Below are 17,561 nucleotides of genomic sequence, written 5' to 3'. Positions count from 1 at the left end.
GCACTCCAGCACTCCGCCGGTGAGCCCGTCCGCGTGCAGCCGCCGCACGAACGCCTCGTGCAGCAGGCCGAGTCCGCATCGGCCGGCTTCTTCGCCGGCAAGCCACCCGCCGCGCAGTACGCCGTGCGGGTGCGGGTGCGGAGCGCGGCCAGGGCCCGGGCAGACTACGCGGCAAGTCCTGCGACGCGGCCCGCCTCTCCTCGTTCGGCTTGACCTTACCCTCAAGGGCAAGGTTTAGCGTTCTTCGAGGTGAGAGGCATGCGAATCAGTGAGCTGGCCCGTCGGGCGGGCGTGACGACCAAAGCGGTGCGCTACTACGAATCGCTGGGATTGCTCATGCCCGAGCGGCTGGCCAACGGCTACCGGGACTACGACGAGCACGACGTACGACTCACACGCGAGATCCGGGCGCTCGGCAGCCTGGGAATCCCCGTTGAGCGCACCCGGCCGTTCCTGGACTGCCTCACGGCCGGCCATCTACACGCCGACGACTGCCCGGCATCGCTGGCCGGGTACCGGGACGCGATCGACGAGCTCACAGAGCGGATCGAGGGACTCACCGCCCGCCGGGCAGTCCTGAGGGCACACCTGCAGGAGGCCGCCCACCGCAACAGCCGCGTCTCACCGGCCGACGAAGGAGAGGACCTGATGACCGACCACACGAGCCTGCCCGGAGATCTGCCCGTCCCCGAGGACGACGGCGCCGCCACTCATCTGCCCGGCATGACGGTGCCGCACCTGGAACTCCAGGGCACCGGCGGCGCGACGATCCGCCTCGACGCGCTCGGCTCGGGCCGGACGGTGATCTACATCTACCCGCTCACCGGCCGCCCGGGCACCGACCTGCCCGACGGCTGGGACTCGATCCCCGGAGCGCGCGGCTGCACCCCCGAGGCGTGCGGCTTCCGGGACCACCATCAGGACCTGCTCGCCGTCGGCGCGGTCGGCCTGTTCGGCCTGTCGAGCCAGGACACCGACTATCAGCGCGAGGTGGTCGAGCGGCTCCACCTGCCGTTCCAGATGCTCTCCGACCCAACGCGGAGCCTGGCCCGGGCGCTCGATCTGCCCACGTTCGAGACCAGCGGGCTGACGCTGTACAGGCGGCTGACTCTGATCATCCGCGACGACGTGATCGAGCACGCCTTCTACCCGGTCTTCCCGCCGAACGAGCACGCCGAGCAGGTCCTGACCTGGCTACGCGCCAACCCTCGGTAGCGGTCCGCGGTCAGCGGACCAGCGGCGCAAGCGTTCTTTGCGGACACGACAGGTGGCAGGGTTACCCTCAACCTGGCTCAGCCGCGCCCGAGATCGGAGACCGCCCCATGGACACCGCCGCCACCCGACCGACCTTCAAGGACGCCACCGGCGCCGACGTCGACGCGCTGGTCGCGTTGATCGAGTCGGCCTACCGGGGCGATGCCAGCCGGGCTGGATGGACCACCGAGGCGGACATCCTGGAGGGGCAGCGGACCGACCCGGAGGGTGTCCTCCAGGTGATCACGTCGCCCGCCAGCCGGCTGCTGACCGTCGAGCAGGACGGCCGGATAGTCGCCTGCTGCCAGCTCGAACACCGGGGCAACCACGCCTACTTCGGGATGTTCGCGGTCAGTCCTGACCAGCAGGGCGCCGGCCTCGGCAAGGTGATCATGGCGGAGGCGGAGCGCCAGGTCCGTGAGACCTGGGGCGTCACCGAGATGCACATGACCGTGATCTCGGTGCGCGACGACCTGATCGCCTGGTACGAGCGCCGCGGCTACCGCCGTACGGGAAAGATGACCCCGTTCCCGTACGGCGACGAGCGCTTCGGTATCCCGCAGCGCGACGACCTCCAGTTCGAGCTGCTGGTCAAGCCGCTGGTGTGACGTTCGGGCGGGAGATCGCGCGCCGGGTCAGGCGGTGAAGCGGCCGGTGCGCTTGATCTCCGGGTAGTCGGTCGTCGCGCCGTCCAGTTGGAGAGCACGGACCAGCCGCAGGTGGTCCTGCGTGTTGACCACCCAGCCGATGATCTTCAGATCGGCCGCGCGCGCGTGCTCGACGACCTCCAGGGACAGCCGGCGGATGTTGAGACAGACCGTCGCGGCCCCCACCGCGGTGGCGCGCTCCACCACGTCGGTGCCGTATCTGCTCGCGATCAGCGCGGTGCGCACGCCCGGCACCAGCCGGGCGATCTCGGCGATCGCCTCGTCGTGGAACGAGGACACCTCCACCCGGGAGACCAGGTCCCGCCGGTGCATGACCTCGGCCAGCGCCCGGGCGGCCGCCACATCCTTGATCTCGGCCTGCAACGGCGTCTTCACCGCGTCCAGGACCTCCTCGAAGACCGGCACCCGCTCCCCGCGGCCCGCGTCCAGGGCGCGTAGTTCCGCGAGGGTCTTCTCGGCGATCGGGCCGGTGCCGTCGGTCGTGCGGTCCACCTCGGCGTCGTGCATGACGACCAGGGCGCCGTCCTTGCTCAGGTGCAGATCGAGTTCGATCAGGTCGAGGCCGGCCTGCTGGGCGGCGACGAACGAACGGAGGGTGTTCTCGGGCTCGACACCCATGACCCCGCGGTGACCGATGGTAAGGAAGTTCAAGGTTCGACTCGCTTCCGTCGACGGCGGCTCGGCGGCGCGCGGACCGGACGGCGGACGTCACTGTCCACGCGGCAGGGTCGCAGCCTAATGGCCTGGTCCCGCGATGAACCCGCACCTGCGCGGGGGGATCGGGGCGCGTCGCGCGCGGTGCCTGGCTCGTATCCGCCCCTGCCGTCACCCTGGGGTGGGCGAGTCCCCCGAGGCGTTGACCGGCCGGATCTGATCGGTGTCTCAGCCTCCGCGCTCCCTCCACCGCCACGACCAAAGTGAGCGTCGTCACGGTTTACCGCAGGAAAAATGTCGGTGACCATGTGGCTGGACAGAATATTTTCCCGGGCCCCCTCTTGCTGGCGGAAACCGGGTATGCATACGGTGTCCATACGCGAGGTTCTCCCGTGGAGGATGGGAAATGACGGAAATTCTTGTGCAGGCGGGTACGGAGAAGCAGGCTTCTCCGCTGACCAGGGTGGTCGAGCACCCGGCCTGGCCCGTGCTCAAGGATGCCGTGGAGCAGATCCGGCCATGGCAGTCCAAGGACGGATCGATCGACTTCGAGGCCGAGGGCGCCCCGGGCCGGGCCGACGCCGAGGCGGTCGTGGGCCGTGTCGTCGAGGCGGTCGAGCAGCTCTCCGCGCTGCTCCCGCACGACGCCGCCTACCACCAGGCCCTCGTGAAGGACCTGCGCCGCTGGGTCGAGGACGGCTTCCAGGTGCCGGACTTCCTGGACTCGCTGCTGGCCTTCCAGCCCGCCGCGGACCGGGCCGACGGCCTGCAGCACCTGGTCGTCTTCCCGATGTACACGCAGAACGGCAACCCCGACCGCAACCTCGAGGCGGTCGTGCTGCGCATGGTGTGGCCGGAGTGGCTGGCGGAGCTGGAGCGCACCCGCTACGACAACCCGCTGTTCTGCGGCATCACGTTCGAGGACTTCACGTCCGGCTACGACACCAACTCCGCCGTCCTGTTCCCGGAGACGATCGCCGTACGCGAAGCGCCGGAACGTTTCTCCTGGGGTGGCATCTTCTGTGACCGCGAGGCGGCCCGCTTCCGCCGGGTCACCGACGCGGCCGTCGACATCCTGGGCCTCGAGCTGCCTGAGGACATCGCCGCGATGGTCCACGACCAGAAGCGCTGCGAAGAGGCCTTCGTGCTGTGGGACATGGTCCACGACCGCACCCACAGCCACGGCGACCTGCCGTTCGACCCGTTCATGATCAAGCAGCGCCAGCCGTTCTGGATGTACGGCCTGGAGGAGCTGCGCTGTGACCTCACCGCCTTCAAGGAGGCCGTGAAGCTCCAGGCGGACGGCGTCCCGCAGGCCCGTGACGTGCAGTACGCGGTGCTCTTCGACCGCATGTTCCGCTTCCCGGTCACCGGTGACCGGGTGCGCAACTACGACGGCGTCGGCGGCCAGCTGCTCTTCGCCTACCTGCACAAGCACGACGTCATCCGCTGGACCGACAACAAGCTCGCGATCGACTGGGAGCGCGCCCCGCAGGTCACCAACCAGCTGTGCGCCGAGATCGAGAAGCTGTACAAGGACGGCATCGACCGGCCGAAGCTCGTGCACTGGTTCGCCGGCTACGAGCTGGTCTCCACCTACCTCGCCCCGCACCCCGGCTCCAAGTGGGCCAAGGGTCCGGACGCCCTGGATCTGACGCTGCCGCCGCGCAAGCTCGTGGACGACGTGCTTCCGGACGAGTTTCCGCTGAGCATGTTCTATGAGGCCCTGTCCAAGAAGCTGAAGAATGTGATCGCCTCCACCAAGGGCATCACGGCGGACAGCGCCGAGCGGATCGCCGCGTGAGCGACCGCGTCCAGAACACTGCTGCATCAGAGGGGAAGAACGTGGGGAACAACGGGTCTCTCAGCGGTTTGGTGATCGCGGTGGCCGGTGCGGGCGGACCCGCCGGGCACGCGACGCTGGTCCGGCTCGCCGAGGCCGGCGCGGTCGTCGTCGGTGCCGACAACAACCCCGAGCGCCTGGCGGAGGCCGTGGACGCGGCCCGCTACGCGCGCGGCGGTGCCACGGTCACCGGGGAGACGGTGGACCTGCTTGACCTGGAGTCCACCCGGGCCTGGGCCGACCGCATCGAGAAGGACCACGGCCGCATCGACGGCCTGGTCCACCTTGTCGGCGGCTGGCGCGGCAGCGCCACCTTCGCCGAAACCGACCTGGCCGACTGGGACCTGCTGGAGAAGCTGCTTGTCCGCACGGTGCAGCACACCTCCCTGGCCTTCTACGACGGCCTGCAGCGCAGCGACCGCGGCCGGTATGTCCTGATCAGCGCCGCAGGCGCTTCGCAGCCCACGGCGGGCAACGCGGCGTACTCCGCCGCCAAGGCCGCCGCCGAGGCCTGGACACTCGCCATGGCCGACGGCCTCCGCAAGGCCGGCGGCGACGAAGGGCCGCGCTCGGCAGCTGCCATCCTGGTGGTGAAGGCGTTGGTGCACGACGCGATGCGCGCCGAACGCCCCAACGCGAAGTTCGCGGGTTTCACGGACGTCAAGGACCTGGCCGAGGCCATCGAGGGCGTCTGGGGCAAGTCCGCCGCCGAAGTGAACGGAAACCGTCTGTGGCTGACCGAGAAGCCGTGAACCCTGCCAAGACCGACGCGCGTCGCCATCACGACCCGCAGGTCCGCGGTTTCGCCAGTGACAACTACGCCGGGGCGCATCCGGAGGTGATGGCCGCCCTGGCCCTGGCCAACGGCGGCCACCAGGTGGCGTACGGCGAGGACGACTACACCGAGAACCTCCAGGGGATCGTCCGCAGCCACTTCGGGGCCACCGCGGAGGCCTTCCCGGTCTTCAACGGCACCGGCGCGAACGTGGTCGCGCTCCAGGCGGTCACCGACCGCTGGGGCGCGGTGATCTGCGCCGAGAGCGCGCACATCAACGTCGACGAGGGCGGCGCCCCCGAGCGGATGGGCGGCCTCAAGCTGCTCACCGTGCCCACGCCCGACGGCAAGCTCACGCCCGAGCTGATCGACCGGCAGGCGTACGGCTGGGAGGACGAGCACCGTGCGATGCCGCAGGTCGTCTCGATCACCCAGAGCACCGAGCTGGGCACGCTCTACACGCCCGAGGAGATCCGCGCGATCTGCGAGCACGCCCACGCGCACGGCATGAGGGTGCACCTGGACGGCTCCCGGATAGCCAACGCCGCCGCCTCCCTGAACGTGCCGATGCGGACGTTCACCAACGCGGTCGGCGTCGACATCCTCTCGCTCGGCGGGACGAAGAACGGCGCCCTGTTCGGCGAGGCGGTGGTCGTCCTCAACCAGGACGCGGTGCGGAAGATGAAGCACCTGCGGAAGATGTCGATGCAGCTCGCTTCCAAGATGCGCTTCGTGTCGGTGCAGCTGGAGGCCCTGCTCGCCAAGGACCTGTGGCTGCGCAACGCCCGTCACGCCAACGAGATGGCCCAGCGGCTGGCCGAGGGCGTGCGCGCGGTGCACGGCGTGGAGATCCTCTACCCGGTGCAGGCCAACGGCGTCTTCGCCAAGCTCCCGCACGACGTGAGCGAGCGCCTGCAGAAGCGGTTCCGGTTCTACTTCTGGGACGAGGCCGCGGGTGTTGTGCGCTGGATGTGCTCCTTCGACACGACCGAGGAGGACGTCGACGCGTTCGTGGCGGCGCTCAAGGAGGAGATGGCGCGCTAGCCCGAGCTGTGCATAGATATGCGGTCACCTGAAAAGTCATTGACTGTCGGGTGATCGCATTCCTATGCTCTGCGGGCATGGAGCTGATCCAGAACACCGCCGACCTGTCCGCGTACTTGGCCGCCGACGAGGTCATCGACCATCATCACCCCGTGGTGCGGGAGGCGGCCGCCCGCCTGGCCGAGGGCGTCGCGGACTCGTATGCCTATGCGCGGGCCGCGTACGAATTCGTGCGCGACACCATCCCGCACTCCGAGGATGCCGACGATCTGCGCGTCACCTGGCGCGCCTCCGACGTCCTGGAGAAGCGCACGGGCATCTGTCACGCCAAGTCCCACGCGCTGGCCGCGCTGCTGCGGGCCGAGGACATCCCCACGGCCCTCTGCTATCAGCGGCTGATGTTCGACGACGGCAGTGCTCATGCCGTGCACGGTCTGGTCGCCGTACGCTTCCGCGGAGCCTGGCACCGGCAGGATCCCCGCGGCAACAAGCCGGGCGTGGACGCGCAGTTCTCCCTGGACGGCGAACGGCTGGCCTGGATCCCCGACCCCGCGTCCAATGAGATGGACTATCCGGTGCTGTACGCTGAACCACACGCGGCCGTCCTCGGTGCCCTGCAAGCCGCCCAGGACCGGCCGCATCTGTGGCAGACGCTCCCCAGCACCCTCTGAGGCGAGGAAGATGACCTTCACGCTCACCGTGTCCGACGAGGTCCGCGCCCTGGCGCCCGGCTTCACCCATGTGGCGATCGAGGCGTACGACCTCGTCAACGGGCCCAGCACCGAAGAGAGTTCGGCACTGCTGGACGAGGCGGCCCGGCGCCTCGCCGAACGCCTGGCGGGACGGGCGCCGCACGAGGACCCGCACATGGCCGCCTGGCGCGAGGTGTACACCGCCTTCGGCGCCAGGCCGTCGCGCACCCGAAACTCGGCCGAGGCGCTGGCCAAGCGGGCCCTGTCCGACGCCGGTCTGCCCCGGATCAACCTCCTCGTGGACCTCTACAACGCGATCAGCGTGGCCCACCTGATCCCCGTCGGCGGCGAGGACATCGACCGCATCCAGGGCGGCATGCGGCTGGTGCGGGCCACCGGCGAGGAGGACTTCGTGACGGTCGCGGGCGGCGAGGACGTGGTCGAACACCCCGACGCTGGAGAGGTGGTGTGGCGCGACGACGCCGGCGTGACCTGCCGCCGCTGGAACTGGCGCCAGGGCCCGCGCACCCGGCTCACCGAGGAGACGGTCTCCGGCGTCTTCCTGCTGGAGACCCTCGCCCCGATGCCGGTCGCGGCGGCGGAGTCGGCGGCCGCGGAACTCGCCGAACTGCTGGAGAAGTTCAGTCCCGGAGCGGGCGTCCGGGTGCACCCTCCGCTCTCGGCCGGGACCCCCGCCTGACCCACGTACCGTCGCAGTCGCTAATCTCCCGGTCATGAGTGACGGGGGAGCAGGGGACGAGGGGACGGCCGGGCAGGGCGGGCCGTCCGACGCGGCCGCGCAGACAGCCGAAGAGGGGTCGTCCATGGAGGGCGGCCCGAGTGCCGCAGGTGCCGTCGGCAGGTTCGCCCGGCTGCGGGAGCACCGGGTGCTCGCCTCGGCCGTCGCGCTGGCCTTGGCCGCGGGTGCCGTCGCGGTGCCGCTCGCGCTCGTCGGCAGCGACTCCTGCACGGAACTTCCCACCGCCACACGGGCGTTGGCGAAGAACCCGGCGGCCGCGACCCGCGCCCTCGACCCCGGGGACGACATGTCCCACTTCTACGCGGCGCGCGCCCTTCTGCCGTCCGGCACCCTGTGCGGTGACGGCGGGCGCGTGCTCGGCCAGGTCGTGGACGCCGCTACCCGGGCCACCGCCCCCGGCAGGCCGCACACCACGGCCCAGGCCCGCGCCGTCTACACGGTCACCGTGGCCTACCACTACGCCGACGTGCCACCCGGCACGGCGCCGGGCCTGGCCCGCATGCTCGCCGGGTACGTCGTCGACACGACCGGCTTCATCGACCACGACAGCGGGGTGAACACGCCGGCGGTCTCCGGCGACCTGGCTGCACCCGACGAGTCGGGCTACTCCCCTTACGGCCGCTTCCTCGACCCCGCCGACGCCCACCCGGCCTTCGGCTTCGAGTACACCGCCTCGCTGCCCGCGGAGCCCTCCCCGCTCTTCGCGGAACTGGCCGAGGACCCCGAGGCGTTCGCGATCCTCTACGACGCGGAGCGGGCCTACCTCGCCCACTACCTGGAGCGGCTCACCCCTCAGGGCGGCGACCCGGACTTCCACCCCGAGAAGGAGCGGGGAGGGACGAGCTCCACGGCCACCACCTGGCCCGACAACGACCTCCAGGGCATCGCCCGGGTCATCGGCGCCCTGATGAGAGCCAGGGCGAGCGGCGCCCGTGACGGCACCGTCTCCGATCTCGCCGCCTTCGACGCGGCCGTACACCGGCACACCCGGGGCGCCTACCGGACGGCCTCCCGGCAGCTGACCAGCCGCCCGCCGATGAGCGGCATCGCCGGCCGGCCGGTGAGCGGAGCCCTGTGCGGCGATCCGATGGACGGGCGCCACGAGCTCTTCACCGTGCTGGAGACCTGGGCCAAGGCCCGGAAGGTACCGGCCGGGCGAGTGTCGGCCATGCGGCAGAACCTCGACGACGCGTACGTGGAGGGGATGCACTCCGGGGCGCTGTGAGCCGCCCCGGGCTCAGCCGGTCAGCCGCAGCCCGGAGCAGCCGCGCCGCTCGACCTGGTCCTCGGCGAAGGCCTTCAGCAGCCTGCGCTGTTCCGCCTTCCCGACGCCCGGGGTCCCGCGCGCGGCGTCCGCATCGACGGCGAAGTTGGCGGCCTCGCCGGCGCAGCGGGCCGTCGCCGTCAGGGGGCGGCGCACACCGTCGTAGGAGACCACGCGGTTGCTCCAGTCGCCGTACCAGGCGGCGAAGCGCATCTCCGTCCAGGAGGCGTCGCTGCCGGCCGACAGGTCGCAACGCCCGGTCGGAGCCGCGTTGTTCATCAGCACCGCGACACTCCAGCGAGCGGCCTGGGGCACCTGCGCGCGGGCCGCCCAGCCGCAGGCTGTGTCACCGGCCCGGGAGAGGGGGATCGTGGGCGGCCGCTCTCCGGAATCCGGCGGCGTGACGTCGCCCTTCGGCACCGCCAGCGGTCCGGCACCGCAACCGAGCCGGTCCGAGGCGGAGTTGACCAGGGCGACGGCGGTCTCGTACGCGGCATGCGTGGTGTAGGCCGAGTTGCGGCCCAGGAAGACGCTCGCCAGCAGCTTTCGCTGCCTGCCTTCGGCGTCCTTGCCCAGGTCCGGGCACCGCAGCAGGAAATGGAGGTCGCCGAAGTCGTCCATGAACCCGGGCAGTCCTTCGGCCAGCGGCCGCTGGGCGGCGAACCCCTCCTGCGGGAAGGTGCTCAGGAACTCGCTGTCCTGGTCGTCCCGCCGCGTGTAGGCGTTCACGCGGACCACCAGCGTGTTGTCCCCGTGCCCCTCGAACCGCAGGCTGCATCCGTAGTCGCCCAGACGCTCGTGGGACGCCGTATCCGCCTTGGTCAAGTGGCCGCCGGGCGCAGCCAGTTGCCGTACCGCACCGGTGGGCAGCGCCCCGTCGCAGGCGGTGCGCACCAGCCACCAGTCCTTGACGTACGGCGCGGCGATCCACCCGCTCAGGGCCAGGACGGCCACCGCCGTTGCTGCCGCCTTCATCCAGCGCCGCATCGATACGCCCCCGTAGCGCAGTCGTCCGACAGGAGTCGCCGAGGCTCTCCCGTTACGACCGCGAACCCTATCGGCCGCCGTGCGCCGCCCCGCAGCCGGGTGTCAGCGTGCCTCGGCGGCCTTCAGCTGCTCCACCGTCGGCGCCGTACCGCCGAGGTGGGCCGGCAGCCACCAGGTGTCCTCCGCGCCCTTGGGGCGCGTGGGATAGGCGCGCTGCGCGGCCTCCAGCATCTCCTGGACGCGCTCGCGCAGGCGGCGGCTGATGGCCCCCGCGTACTGGTCGCGCGGGGCCTCGACCGGCTCGCCGACCCGGATGGTGATCGGGGTGTGGCTGCGCTTGAAGTTGCGCGGCTGGCCCTTGGTCCACAGCCGCTGCGTGCCCCACACCGCCATCGGGACGAGCGGCACGCCCGCCTCCTGGGCGAGGCGGGCCGCGCCCGACTTGAAGCTCTTCAGGGTGAAGGACTGCGAGATCGTGGCCTCCGGGAAGACCCCGATGACCTCACCGGAGCGCAGCGAGTCCAGTGCGTGCGCGTAGGCCGCGTCGCCCTGCTTGCGGTCCACCGGGATGTGCTTCATCCCGCGCATCAGCGGCCCGGACACCTTGTGGCGGAAGACCGCCTCCTTCGCCATGAAGCGCACCAGACGCTTCTGCGGCAGGGCCGCCAGGCCGTTGAAGATGAAGTCCAGGTAGCTGATGTGATTGCTCACCAGCACAGCGCCGCCCGAGCGCGGGATGTTCTCCGACCCCTGGCAGTCGATCTTCAGGTCCCAGGCCTTGAACAGCGTCTTGGCGAGACCGATGACGGGACGGTAGACCAGCTCTGCCATGGGCGGGGTGGACCCTTTCTGCTCTGCTCGGGAAAGGGGCTCCCGGCGGGAAAGTTACGCAGCCGTAGGTTTACGGCGTCTCGCAGATCGTGCCCGAAGAACGGACGGGTAGCCAGTCCTGGTGCCTGGAGGCGGCGAGATCCTCGTCACGTCGGCCCAGCGCCCCACCTCGGTTCTTTAAGCCTCCTTTACTCTGCGCGTACCGTGACCCTCTTCAGGAGCAGGAACATCTCGCACCCCAGGCAGTACCCGAATGCAGCATTGAGGAAGGCGGCCGCGAGCGCGGCCCCGGTCGCCGCGAGTCCCAGCCACGCCGGACCCACCGTGAACCCGACGAGCCCGAGCCCGGCGAACAGCAGGCCCACCGCCTGCGCGAACCGCGGCGGCTCCGGCGCCTCGAACTCCGTCGGCGGCCCGAGGCGCGGCCGCACGAGTGTCCGGAACAGCAGGCCGTAGGGCGAGCGGCCCACCCCGCCTGTCGCACCCAGCGCGAAGGCCAGGGTCTGCCAGGCCAGCACCCAGGCGCTCTGCGTGACGAGTGCCACGACCAGCACGACCGTCGTCGCGGCCGCGCCGAAGCGCGGCCCCCTCACATCGATGTCCATGGCTGAAGCATTCCCCAGCGGAAACTCTTGCGGGGGCGGGAATCTTTGCAGTCTCGTGAATGCTTGTGCAGGTGATGACCGGACTGGTGGTGTGCGTGGCGGTGCTCGCCGTGGCGAGCGCCTACGGAGTGCTGCACAAGCGGCACAGCGGGAGGGTACGAGTGCGCGGGCGGGACGACGGCAAGCGGCTCGGGGCGGCCGAGCTGGGCGGCGAACTGGGTGAGCGGGCCACGCTCGTGCAGTTCTCCAGCGCCTTCTGCGCACCCTGCCGGGCCACCCGGCGCGTCCTCGGCGAGGTGGCCGGGATGGTCCCGGGCGTGACCCACGTCGAGATCGACGCCGAGGCCCGTCTGGACCTCGTACGCGAGCTGGAGATCCTCAAGACGCCCACCGTGCTGGTCCTCGACGCGGACGGCCGGGTGGTGCGGCGCGCCACCGGACAGCCCCGCAAGGCCGACGTCATCGCGGCCCTGGGGGAGGCGGTGTGAGGCCCCTCGCGCGCACGGTGAGGCATCTCCCAGATCCCGGAACGAACTTGACTGTGCGCGTCACCTATCGTCAGCCTGACCGTATGCCGACCGAACTCCTTCTCTTCGGGCGGGTCCACGTCGACCTGGCCCGCACCGCGAGCGCGCGCTGTCCGGGCTGCTGAACAGCCACGGAACTGCTCCTCCCCCTCGTAGAAGGACAATTGCATGACGGCCACGCCCGACCTCGGCACCTTCCAGCTCGCCTCTCCCGACCTGCTGCGCTCCACCTTCCGCCGGCACGCCGCCGGTGTCGCGGTGATCACCGCGCGCGGCGCCTCGGGCCCGGTCGGCTTCACCGCCACCTCCCTCACCTCGGTCTCCGCCGAGCCCCCGCTCGTCTCCTTCGGCATCGGCACGGGGGCCTCCAGCTGGCCGGCCGTCGCCGAGACCGAGTACGTCGGCATCCACATACTCGGCGAGCACCAGAGCGACCTGGCCGCCACCTTCGCCCGCAGCGGCGCCGACCGCTTCGGCGCACCCACCGCCTGGCGGGAGGGCCCGGAAGGCGTACCCGTCCTGGACGACGTGCCGGCCTGGCTCGTCTGCCGGATCGTCGGCCGTGTCCCGGCCGGTGATCACCGGATCGTGCTCGCCGAGGTGGTCCTCGGTGACTCCACGGGCGCCGGGCGCCCCCTCCTCTACCACCAGGGCCGGTTCAACGGCCTGCGGGATTGATCACGCGCGCTCCTCCTGCGAAGCCGTCGAGTTCCGGTTACGCTGCGTTGCGAAGGTCACAGTTCAAAGCGCTTGCTTAGCGGGCAGGAACTGGGTGTACTGACGAGTAATATTTCGGTCGGAGCGCGCGGACGCCCCGACCGGGATCGGCCGCTTGAGGCGCCTATGCTGCCTGCAAGAGGCAGCCCGGAAATGACGATGCAGTAGGAGAGCCGGCGTGAGCTTGAGGATCGTTGTCACTGTGAAGTACGTGCCCGACGCCACTGGCGACCGGCACTTCGCCGATGACCTGACCGTCGACCGCGACGACGTGGACGGTCTGCTCTCCGAACTGGACGAGTACGCGGTCGAGCAGGCCCTCCAGATCGCGGAGAACGCGGACGACGCCGAGGTCACCGTGCTCACGGTCGGCCCCGAGGACGCCAAGGACGCGCTCCGCAAGGCCCTCTCCATGGGTGCCGACAAGGCCATCCACGTCGAGGACGACGACCTGCACGGCACCGACGCCATCGGCACCTCGCTGGTACTGGCCAAGGCGATCGAGAAGGCCGGCTTCGACCTGGTCATCTCCGGCATGGCGTCCACCGACGGCACCGGCGGTATCGTCCCGGCGCTGGTCGCCGAGCGCCTCGGTGTCCCGCAGGTCACCCTGCTCTCCGAGGTCTCCGTCGAGGACGGCACGGTCACCGGCCGCCGGGACGGCGACGCCGCCTCCGAGCAGCTTCAGGCGCAGCTCCCTGCCGTCGTCTCCGTCACCGACCAGTCGGGCGAGGCGCGTTACCCGTCCTTCAAGGGCATCATGGCGGCCAAGAAGAAGCCGGTTCAGTCCTGGGACCTGTCCGACCTGGACATCGAGGCCGAGGAGGTCGGTCTCGACGGCGCGTTCACCAAGGTCGAGGTCGCGAACGAGCGCCCGGCCCGCACGGCCGGCACCATCGTCAAGGACGAGGGCGAGGGCGGCAAGCAGCTCGCTGAGTTCCTCGCGAGCCAGAAGTTCATCTAAGGGCTAGGGGGTGCCTTCTGGATCAGGTTGGCCGCCAGAAGCGGCGCCTGATCAGCCGACCCGAGCGGGGTCTGGTGCGTGCAGCTGCAAGGCGGAGGAGGGCGTCGACGCGGAGCGTCGGCAACCGACGACAACGCGGCAGATGTGCGTGCCAGGGCCCGCGACGCCGACATGATCCAGAAGGCGCCCTCTAACCCCCGCTGACCGCCCCTCAACTTCGTTACGCAGGAGTGCAATCCCATGGCTGAAGTCCTCGTCTACGTCGACCACGTGGACGGTGCCGTCCGCAAGCCCACCCTGGAGCTGCTGACCCTGGCCCGCCGCATCGGCGAGCCCGTCGCCGTCGCGCTGGGCAACGGCGCCGCCGGCACCGCCGCCGCGCTCGCCGAGCACGGCGCGGTGAAGGTCCTCACCCACGAGGCCGCCGAGTACGCCGACTACCTGGTCGTCCCGAAGGTGGACGCCTTGCAGGCCGCCTACGAGGCCGTCTCCCCGGCCGCCGTGCTGGTCCCGTCCTCCGCCGAGGGCAAGGAGATCGCCGCCCGCCTGGCGCTGCGCATCGGCTCCGGCATCATCACCGACGCCGTCGACATCGAGGCCGGTGACGAGGGCCCGGTGGCCACCCAGTCGGTGTTCGCCGCGTCCTTCACCACCAAGTCCCGGGTCATCAAGGGCACCCCGGTCATCACGGTCAAGCCGAACAGCGCGGCCGTCGAGGCCGCCCCGGCCGCCGGTGCCGTCGAGGCCCTGTCCGTGTCCTTCTCCGAGAAGGCCACCGGCACGAAGATCACCGGCCGTACGCCGCGTGAGTCGACGGGCCGCCCGGAGCTGACCGAGGCCGCGATCGTGGTCTCCGGCGGCCGTGGTGTCAACGGCGCCGAGAACTTCTCGATCATCGAGGCGCTCGCGGACTCCCTCGGCGCGGCCGTCGGCGCCTCGCGTGCCGCGGTGGACGCCGGCTGGTACCCGCACACCAACCAGGTCGGCCAGACCGGCAAGTCGGTCTCCCCGCAGCTGTACATCGCCAACGGCATCTCCGGCGCCATCCAGCACCGTGCCGGTATGCAGACCTCGAAGACGATCGTGGCCGTCAACAAGGACTCCGAGGCCCCGATCTTCGACCTGGTCGACTACGGCGTGGTCGGCGACCTGTTCGACGTCGTCCCGCAGCTCACCGAGGAGATCAAGGCCCGCAAGGGCTGATCGCCGCCAGGCTGTACGAGGCCCCCGTGACCGCGCGCCGGTCACGGGGGCCTCGGTTCATCCCAGGGTCACCCATGCCTGCACGGGGAGGTGATCGCTCGGGAACTGGCCGTTCCTGGAGAAGGTGTTGACCGACGCCCGCTGGACCGTGACCCCCGGCGTGGACAGGATCCAGTCGATGCGGTCGCCGTTGCGGGTGAGCCGCCTGTAGCCGTGGAACGTGCCGTACAACGCGCTGCGCTCGGCGGCGGTCTCCCAGGTGTCGACGAGACCGGCGCCCAGCATCACGTCGTAGACCGGGCTCTTGTGCGCGGCGACGTTGAAGTCGCCGGTCACCACGAGCGGCAGCGAGCGGTCGAGGCCGGCGATCCGCTGGGCCATGAGGCCGGCACTGCGTTCGCGTGCGTACCGGCTCGCGTGATCGAAGTGGGTGTTCAGGACGTAGAACTCCCGCCCGTCGTCGTGCAGGTCGCGGAAGCGGACCCAGGTGACGATGCGGGGGAATGCGGCGCCCCAGGTGTTCGAGCCCATCACTTCCGGGGTGCCGGAGAGCCAGAAGGTGAAGTGCTCGGCCGGGGACAGGCGCCGGGTGTCGTAGAAGATCGCCGCGGACTCGCCGCGGCTGCCGCCCGCACGGCCGGTCCCGATCCAGTCGTAGTGCGGTCCGAGGTCGCCGTCGATGTCGCGCAGCTGCTGGTAGAGGCCCTCCTGGGTGCCGATGACGTGGGGGCGCTCGCGGTGCAGCAGTGCGCGCATCACCGGTCTGCGGACGGTCCAGCTGTGGGGCTCGGCGGTGCTCGCGAAGCGCAGGTTGAAGGACATGATCCCCAGGCGGTGGGCCTGGTGTTCCCCGGACGAGGCGGACGAGGCGGGCAGTGCTGTACTGGACAGGGGAGCGGTGACCGCTGCGGCCAGCGCGGCCCTGAGCCCCCGACGGCGCGTGACTCGGCTGTGGTTCGGCACGAAGGCTCCTTCGGTGGAACGGCCGGGCGAGTCGTGCGAAGGAAAGTGTGACATCGCACTACGAGATGGGCGTGAACATGGCGAGATGACGGAGTGGCGCTCCGTGGACATGGTGTTGACCATCCCGAAGGTCGCCGGATAACTTCATTCTACGGATTATTGATTCCGTAGAGCGGAAACTTGGAGGGTGTCGGATGGGTCAGCAAGAGAAGGTGGCGACGAGCCTCGCGGGTGCCGTCAGCGAGGAGATCAGCGCCTCCCTCGCCCCGGTCGACGCGGAGCTGGAGCGCCGCTACCCCGGCGACCCCGGCACCCGGCAGCCCGTCCACACCGTCTACGTCCCCGGTGACGCCTTCGCCGCCGACACCATCCGCTCCTGGGGCGACCAGGCCCTCGCCGCCCTCGACGAACACGCCCCGGACCCGGCCTCCTTCGCGGCCGTCCTCGGCCTGTCCGACGACCTCGCCGAGCCCGTCTACTCCCGCGTCCGCGCCAAGCTGGAGCGCGAGCCGATCGAAGACCTGCGCGTCGACTTCGAGGACGGCTACGGCCCCCGCCCCGACGCCGAGGAGGACGCGAGTGCCGCCCGCGCCGCCCGCCTGATCGCCGAGGCGTACAAGAACGGCACGGCGGCCCCGTACATGGGCATCCGCATGAAGTGCATGGAGGCCGCCGTACGCGACCGGGGCATCCGTACCCTCGACGTCTTCCTCACCGGCCTCATCGAGGCGGGCGGCCTGCCCGAGGGGCTGGTGCTGACCCTGCCGAAGGTGACGTACCCCGAGCAGGTGGCGGCGTTCGTCCGTCTCCTGGAGGCCTTCGAGAAGGTCCACGGCCTGGAGGCCGGCCGCCTCGGCTTCGAGATCCAGATCGAGACGAGCCAGTCCATCCTCGCCACCGACGGCACCGCCGCCGTCGCCCGCATGATCCAGGCCGCCGAGGGCCGCGCCACCGGCCTCCACTACGGCACCTTCGACTACAGCGCCTGCCTCGGCGTCTCCGCCGCCTACCAGGCCAGCGACCACCCGGCCGCCGACCACGCCAAGGCCGTCATGCAGGTCGCCGCCGCGGGCACCGGCGTACGCGTCTCGGACGGCTCGACCAACGTCCTGCCGGTCGGCCCGACCGCGAAGGTCCACGACGCCTGGCGCCTGCACTACGGCCTCACCCGCCGGGCCCTCGCCCGCGCCTACTACCAGGGCTGGGACATGCACCCCGGCCACATCCCGACCCGCTACGCGGCCGTCTTCGCCTTCTACCGCGAGGGCTTCGAGCAGGCGGCGGGCCGGCTCGCCCGGTACGCCAACCGGGCGGGCGGCGACGTCATGGACGAGCCCGCCACCGCCAAGGCCCTCAGCGGCTACCTGCTGCGTGGCCTGGACTGCGGCGCCCTCGACATCGCCGAGGTCGCCCGGCTCTCCGGCCTGACCCGGGCCGATCTGGAGGACTTCGCCGCCCCCCGGCGCGGCGACCTGACGGCCTCGGGCAAGTAGCGGCCCTGCCCCAGCGACGGCCACCGGCTTGAGCGGTCACCGCCGCCCCATGGTCTGCACAGGGGGCTGAAGGGACGGGGCGGCGGTGCTTCGGGGGAGCCCGGGCCGGAAGAGCACGGACCGGGCGGGTACGGATCGACGGCGCCCTGAGGGGCCGAGCGGCGGAGCACCAGCCACCGGCCGGTCACGGCCCCGTGGAGGACGGGCACACGGACGGGGCCGGCCGGCTGCTCACCGGGCGCCACCGGGTCACCGCCCGGCTCCGGCGCGGTGGCACGGGTGTCGTGCGGCGGGCGGTCGCCGTCAAGGAGCTGTGC

General features: G+C 70.9%; 18 protein-coding genes. 13 read left to right on the top strand and 5 right to left on the bottom strand.

Going from position 1 to position 17,561, the window contains the following annotated elements; all coding sequences use genetic code 11:
- The first annotated feature begins 258 nt into the window (after window positions 1-258).
- Window positions 259-1,215 carry a redoxin family protein gene (locus AQI88_RS27550; RefSeq protein ID WP_067004249.1) on the top strand — a complete coding sequence of 319 codons (957 nt, stop codon included), beginning with the start codon at window positions 259-261 and terminating at the stop codon, window positions 1,213-1,215.
- 107 nt (window positions 1,216-1,322) lie between these two features.
- Window positions 1,323-1,862 (top strand): GNAT family N-acetyltransferase, encoded by a 540-nt coding sequence (locus AQI88_RS27545; RefSeq protein WP_067004247.1) that lies wholly within the window; start codon window positions 1,323-1,325, stop codon window positions 1,860-1,862.
- A gap of 27 nt (window positions 1,863-1,889) precedes the next feature.
- Here AQI88_RS27545 and AQI88_RS27540 read toward each other — a convergent pair whose 3' ends face one another.
- Entirely contained in the window at window positions 1,890-2,573 is a 684-nt protein-coding gene (locus tag AQI88_RS27540; protein ID WP_079057835.1) for a glycerophosphodiester phosphodiesterase, read from the bottom strand.
- A 409-nt stretch (window positions 2,574-2,982) separates the two neighbouring features.
- Between AQI88_RS27540 and AQI88_RS27535 the strand changes: the two genes are divergently transcribed.
- The 6 genes from AQI88_RS27535 (at window position 2,983) to AQI88_RS27510 (ending at window position 8,915) form a co-directional block, all read left to right on the top strand.
- Window positions 2,983-4,380: a DUF6421 family protein gene (locus AQI88_RS27535; protein ID WP_067004243.1), complete on the top strand. Its 1,398-nt coding sequence runs from the start codon at window positions 2,983-2,985 to the stop codon at window positions 4,378-4,380.
- Window positions 4,377-5,171, top strand: a complete 795-nt coding sequence (locus tag AQI88_RS27530) for an SDR family NAD(P)-dependent oxidoreductase (RefSeq protein ID WP_067004242.1) — start codon at window positions 4,377-4,379, stop codon at window positions 5,169-5,171. The genes AQI88_RS27535 and AQI88_RS27530 overlap by 4 nt, the downstream gene beginning before the upstream one ends.
- Window positions 5,168-6,238 carry a threonine aldolase family protein gene (locus AQI88_RS27525; protein ID WP_067004241.1) on the top strand — a complete coding sequence of 357 codons (1,071 nt, stop codon included), beginning with the start codon at window positions 5,168-5,170 and terminating at the stop codon, window positions 6,236-6,238. The genes AQI88_RS27530 and AQI88_RS27525 overlap by 4 nt, the downstream gene beginning before the upstream one ends.
- Before the next feature lie 77 nt (window positions 6,239-6,315).
- Complete coding sequence (locus tag AQI88_RS27520) at window positions 6,316-6,909, top strand: transglutaminase-like domain-containing protein (protein ID WP_067004240.1); 594 nt, start codon at window positions 6,316-6,318, stop codon at window positions 6,907-6,909.
- Between the two features lie 10 nt (window positions 6,910-6,919).
- On the top strand, window positions 6,920-7,630 hold the full coding sequence (locus tag AQI88_RS27515; protein ID WP_067004239.1) for a B3/B4 domain-containing protein: 711 nt from the start codon (window positions 6,920-6,922) through the stop codon (window positions 7,628-7,630).
- Between the two features lie 34 nt (window positions 7,631-7,664).
- The gene (locus AQI88_RS27510) at window positions 7,665-8,915 is read left to right on the top strand and encodes a hypothetical protein (RefSeq protein WP_159050406.1); all 1,251 of its coding nucleotides are present in this window, start codon (window positions 7,665-7,667) and stop codon (window positions 8,913-8,915) included.
- A gap of 12 nt (window positions 8,916-8,927) precedes the next feature.
- Here the strand turns inward: AQI88_RS27510 and AQI88_RS27505 are convergent, their stop codons facing one another.
- The 3 genes from AQI88_RS27505 to AQI88_RS27495 form a co-directional block, all read right to left on the bottom strand.
- On the bottom strand, window positions 8,928-9,929 hold the full coding sequence (locus tag AQI88_RS27505) for a hypothetical protein (protein ID WP_208615915.1): 1,002 nt from the start codon (window positions 9,927-9,929) through the stop codon (window positions 8,928-8,930).
- 114 nt (window positions 9,930-10,043) lie between these two features.
- The gene (locus tag AQI88_RS27500; RefSeq protein WP_067004236.1) at window positions 10,044-10,772 is read right to left on the bottom strand and encodes a lysophospholipid acyltransferase family protein; all 729 of its coding nucleotides are present in this window, start codon (window positions 10,770-10,772) and stop codon (window positions 10,044-10,046) included.
- A gap of 188 nt (window positions 10,773-10,960) precedes the next feature.
- Window positions 10,961-11,377, bottom strand: a complete 417-nt coding sequence (locus tag AQI88_RS27495) for a DUF4395 domain-containing protein (protein WP_067004235.1) — start codon at window positions 11,375-11,377, stop codon at window positions 10,961-10,963.
- 74 nt (window positions 11,378-11,451) lie between these two features.
- Between AQI88_RS27495 and AQI88_RS27490 the strand changes: the two genes are divergently transcribed.
- The 4 genes from AQI88_RS27490 to AQI88_RS27475 all read left to right on the top strand — a co-directional run bounded on the left by AQI88_RS27490 (window position 11,452) and on the right by AQI88_RS27475 (window position 14,788).
- Window positions 11,452-11,865 carry a TlpA family protein disulfide reductase gene (locus AQI88_RS27490; RefSeq protein ID WP_067004462.1) on the top strand — a complete coding sequence of 138 codons (414 nt, stop codon included), beginning with the start codon at window positions 11,452-11,454 and terminating at the stop codon, window positions 11,863-11,865.
- Window positions 11,866-12,072: 207 nt separating this feature from the next.
- Window positions 12,073-12,582, top strand: coding sequence for a flavin reductase family protein (locus tag AQI88_RS27485; protein ID WP_067004234.1), 510 nt, complete (start codon window positions 12,073-12,075; stop codon window positions 12,580-12,582).
- A 217-nt stretch (window positions 12,583-12,799) separates the two neighbouring features.
- Complete coding sequence (locus tag AQI88_RS27480; RefSeq protein ID WP_067004233.1) at window positions 12,800-13,585, top strand: electron transfer flavoprotein subunit beta/FixA family protein; 786 nt, start codon at window positions 12,800-12,802, stop codon at window positions 13,583-13,585.
- Window positions 13,586-13,825: 240 nt separating this feature from the next.
- On the top strand, window positions 13,826-14,788 hold the full coding sequence (locus tag AQI88_RS27475; RefSeq protein WP_067004232.1) for an electron transfer flavoprotein subunit alpha/FixB family protein: 963 nt from the start codon (window positions 13,826-13,828) through the stop codon (window positions 14,786-14,788).
- 57 nt (window positions 14,789-14,845) lie between these two features.
- On the opposite strand, the gene AQI88_RS27470 is transcribed toward AQI88_RS27475, so the two are convergent.
- A complete protein-coding gene (locus AQI88_RS27470; RefSeq protein WP_067004231.1) occupies window positions 14,846-15,751 on the bottom strand; it encodes an endonuclease/exonuclease/phosphatase family protein in 906 nt (301 codons plus the stop codon).
- Window positions 15,752-15,945: 194 nt separating this feature from the next.
- On the opposite strand from AQI88_RS27470, the gene AQI88_RS27465 reads away from it, so the two are divergent.
- Window positions 15,946-17,244, top strand: coding sequence for a DUF6986 family protein (locus AQI88_RS27465; RefSeq protein WP_067004230.1), 1,299 nt, complete (start codon window positions 15,946-15,948; stop codon window positions 17,242-17,244).
- The last annotated feature ends 317 nt before the right edge of the window (window positions 17,245-17,561 follow it).

Origin of the sequence: Streptomyces cellostaticus, assembly GCF_001513965.1 — a bacterium.
Classification (GTDB): domain Bacteria; phylum Actinomycetota; class Actinomycetes; order Streptomycetales; family Streptomycetaceae; genus Streptomyces; species Streptomyces cellostaticus.
The sequence above is the reverse complement of the archived record's forward strand: the minus strand, read 5'-3'. Positions and strand labels throughout refer to the sequence as shown.

Coding starts and splice junctions, on each gene's coding strand:
- AQI88_RS27515 (WP_067004239.1), top strand. CDS start 6,920: ATGACCTTCACGCTCACCGTGTCCGACGAGGTCCGCGCCCTGGCGCCC.
- AQI88_RS27490 (WP_067004462.1), top strand. CDS start 11,452: ATGACCGGACTGGTGGTGTGCGTGGCGGTGCTCGCCGTGGCGAGCGCC.
- AQI88_RS27475 (WP_067004232.1), top strand. CDS start 13,826: ATGGCTGAAGTCCTCGTCTACGTCGACCACGTGGACGGTGCCGTCCGC.
- AQI88_RS27485 (WP_067004234.1), top strand. CDS start 12,073: ATGACGGCCACGCCCGACCTCGGCACCTTCCAGCTCGCCTCTCCCGAC.
- AQI88_RS27505 (WP_208615915.1), bottom strand. CDS start 9,929: ATGAAGGCGGCAGCAACGGCGGTGGCCGTCCTGGCCCTGAGCGGGTGG.
- AQI88_RS27550 (WP_067004249.1), top strand. CDS start 259: ATGCGAATCAGTGAGCTGGCCCGTCGGGCGGGCGTGACGACCAAAGCG.
- AQI88_RS27495 (WP_067004235.1), bottom strand. CDS start 11,377: ATGGACATCGATGTGAGGGGGCCGCGCTTCGGCGCGGCCGCGACGACG.
- AQI88_RS27500 (WP_067004236.1), bottom strand. CDS start 10,772: ATGGCAGAGCTGGTCTACCGTCCCGTCATCGGTCTCGCCAAGACGCTG.
- AQI88_RS27535 (WP_067004243.1), top strand. CDS start 2,983: ATGACGGAAATTCTTGTGCAGGCGGGTACGGAGAAGCAGGCTTCTCCG.
- AQI88_RS27545 (WP_067004247.1), top strand. CDS start 1,323: ATGGACACCGCCGCCACCCGACCGACCTTCAAGGACGCCACCGGCGCC.
- AQI88_RS27520 (WP_067004240.1), top strand. CDS start 6,316: ATGGAGCTGATCCAGAACACCGCCGACCTGTCCGCGTACTTGGCCGCC.
- AQI88_RS27465 (WP_067004230.1), top strand. CDS start 15,946: ATGGGTCAGCAAGAGAAGGTGGCGACGAGCCTCGCGGGTGCCGTCAGC.
- AQI88_RS27510 (WP_159050406.1), top strand. CDS start 7,665: ATGAGTGACGGGGGAGCAGGGGACGAGGGGACGGCCGGGCAGGGCGGG.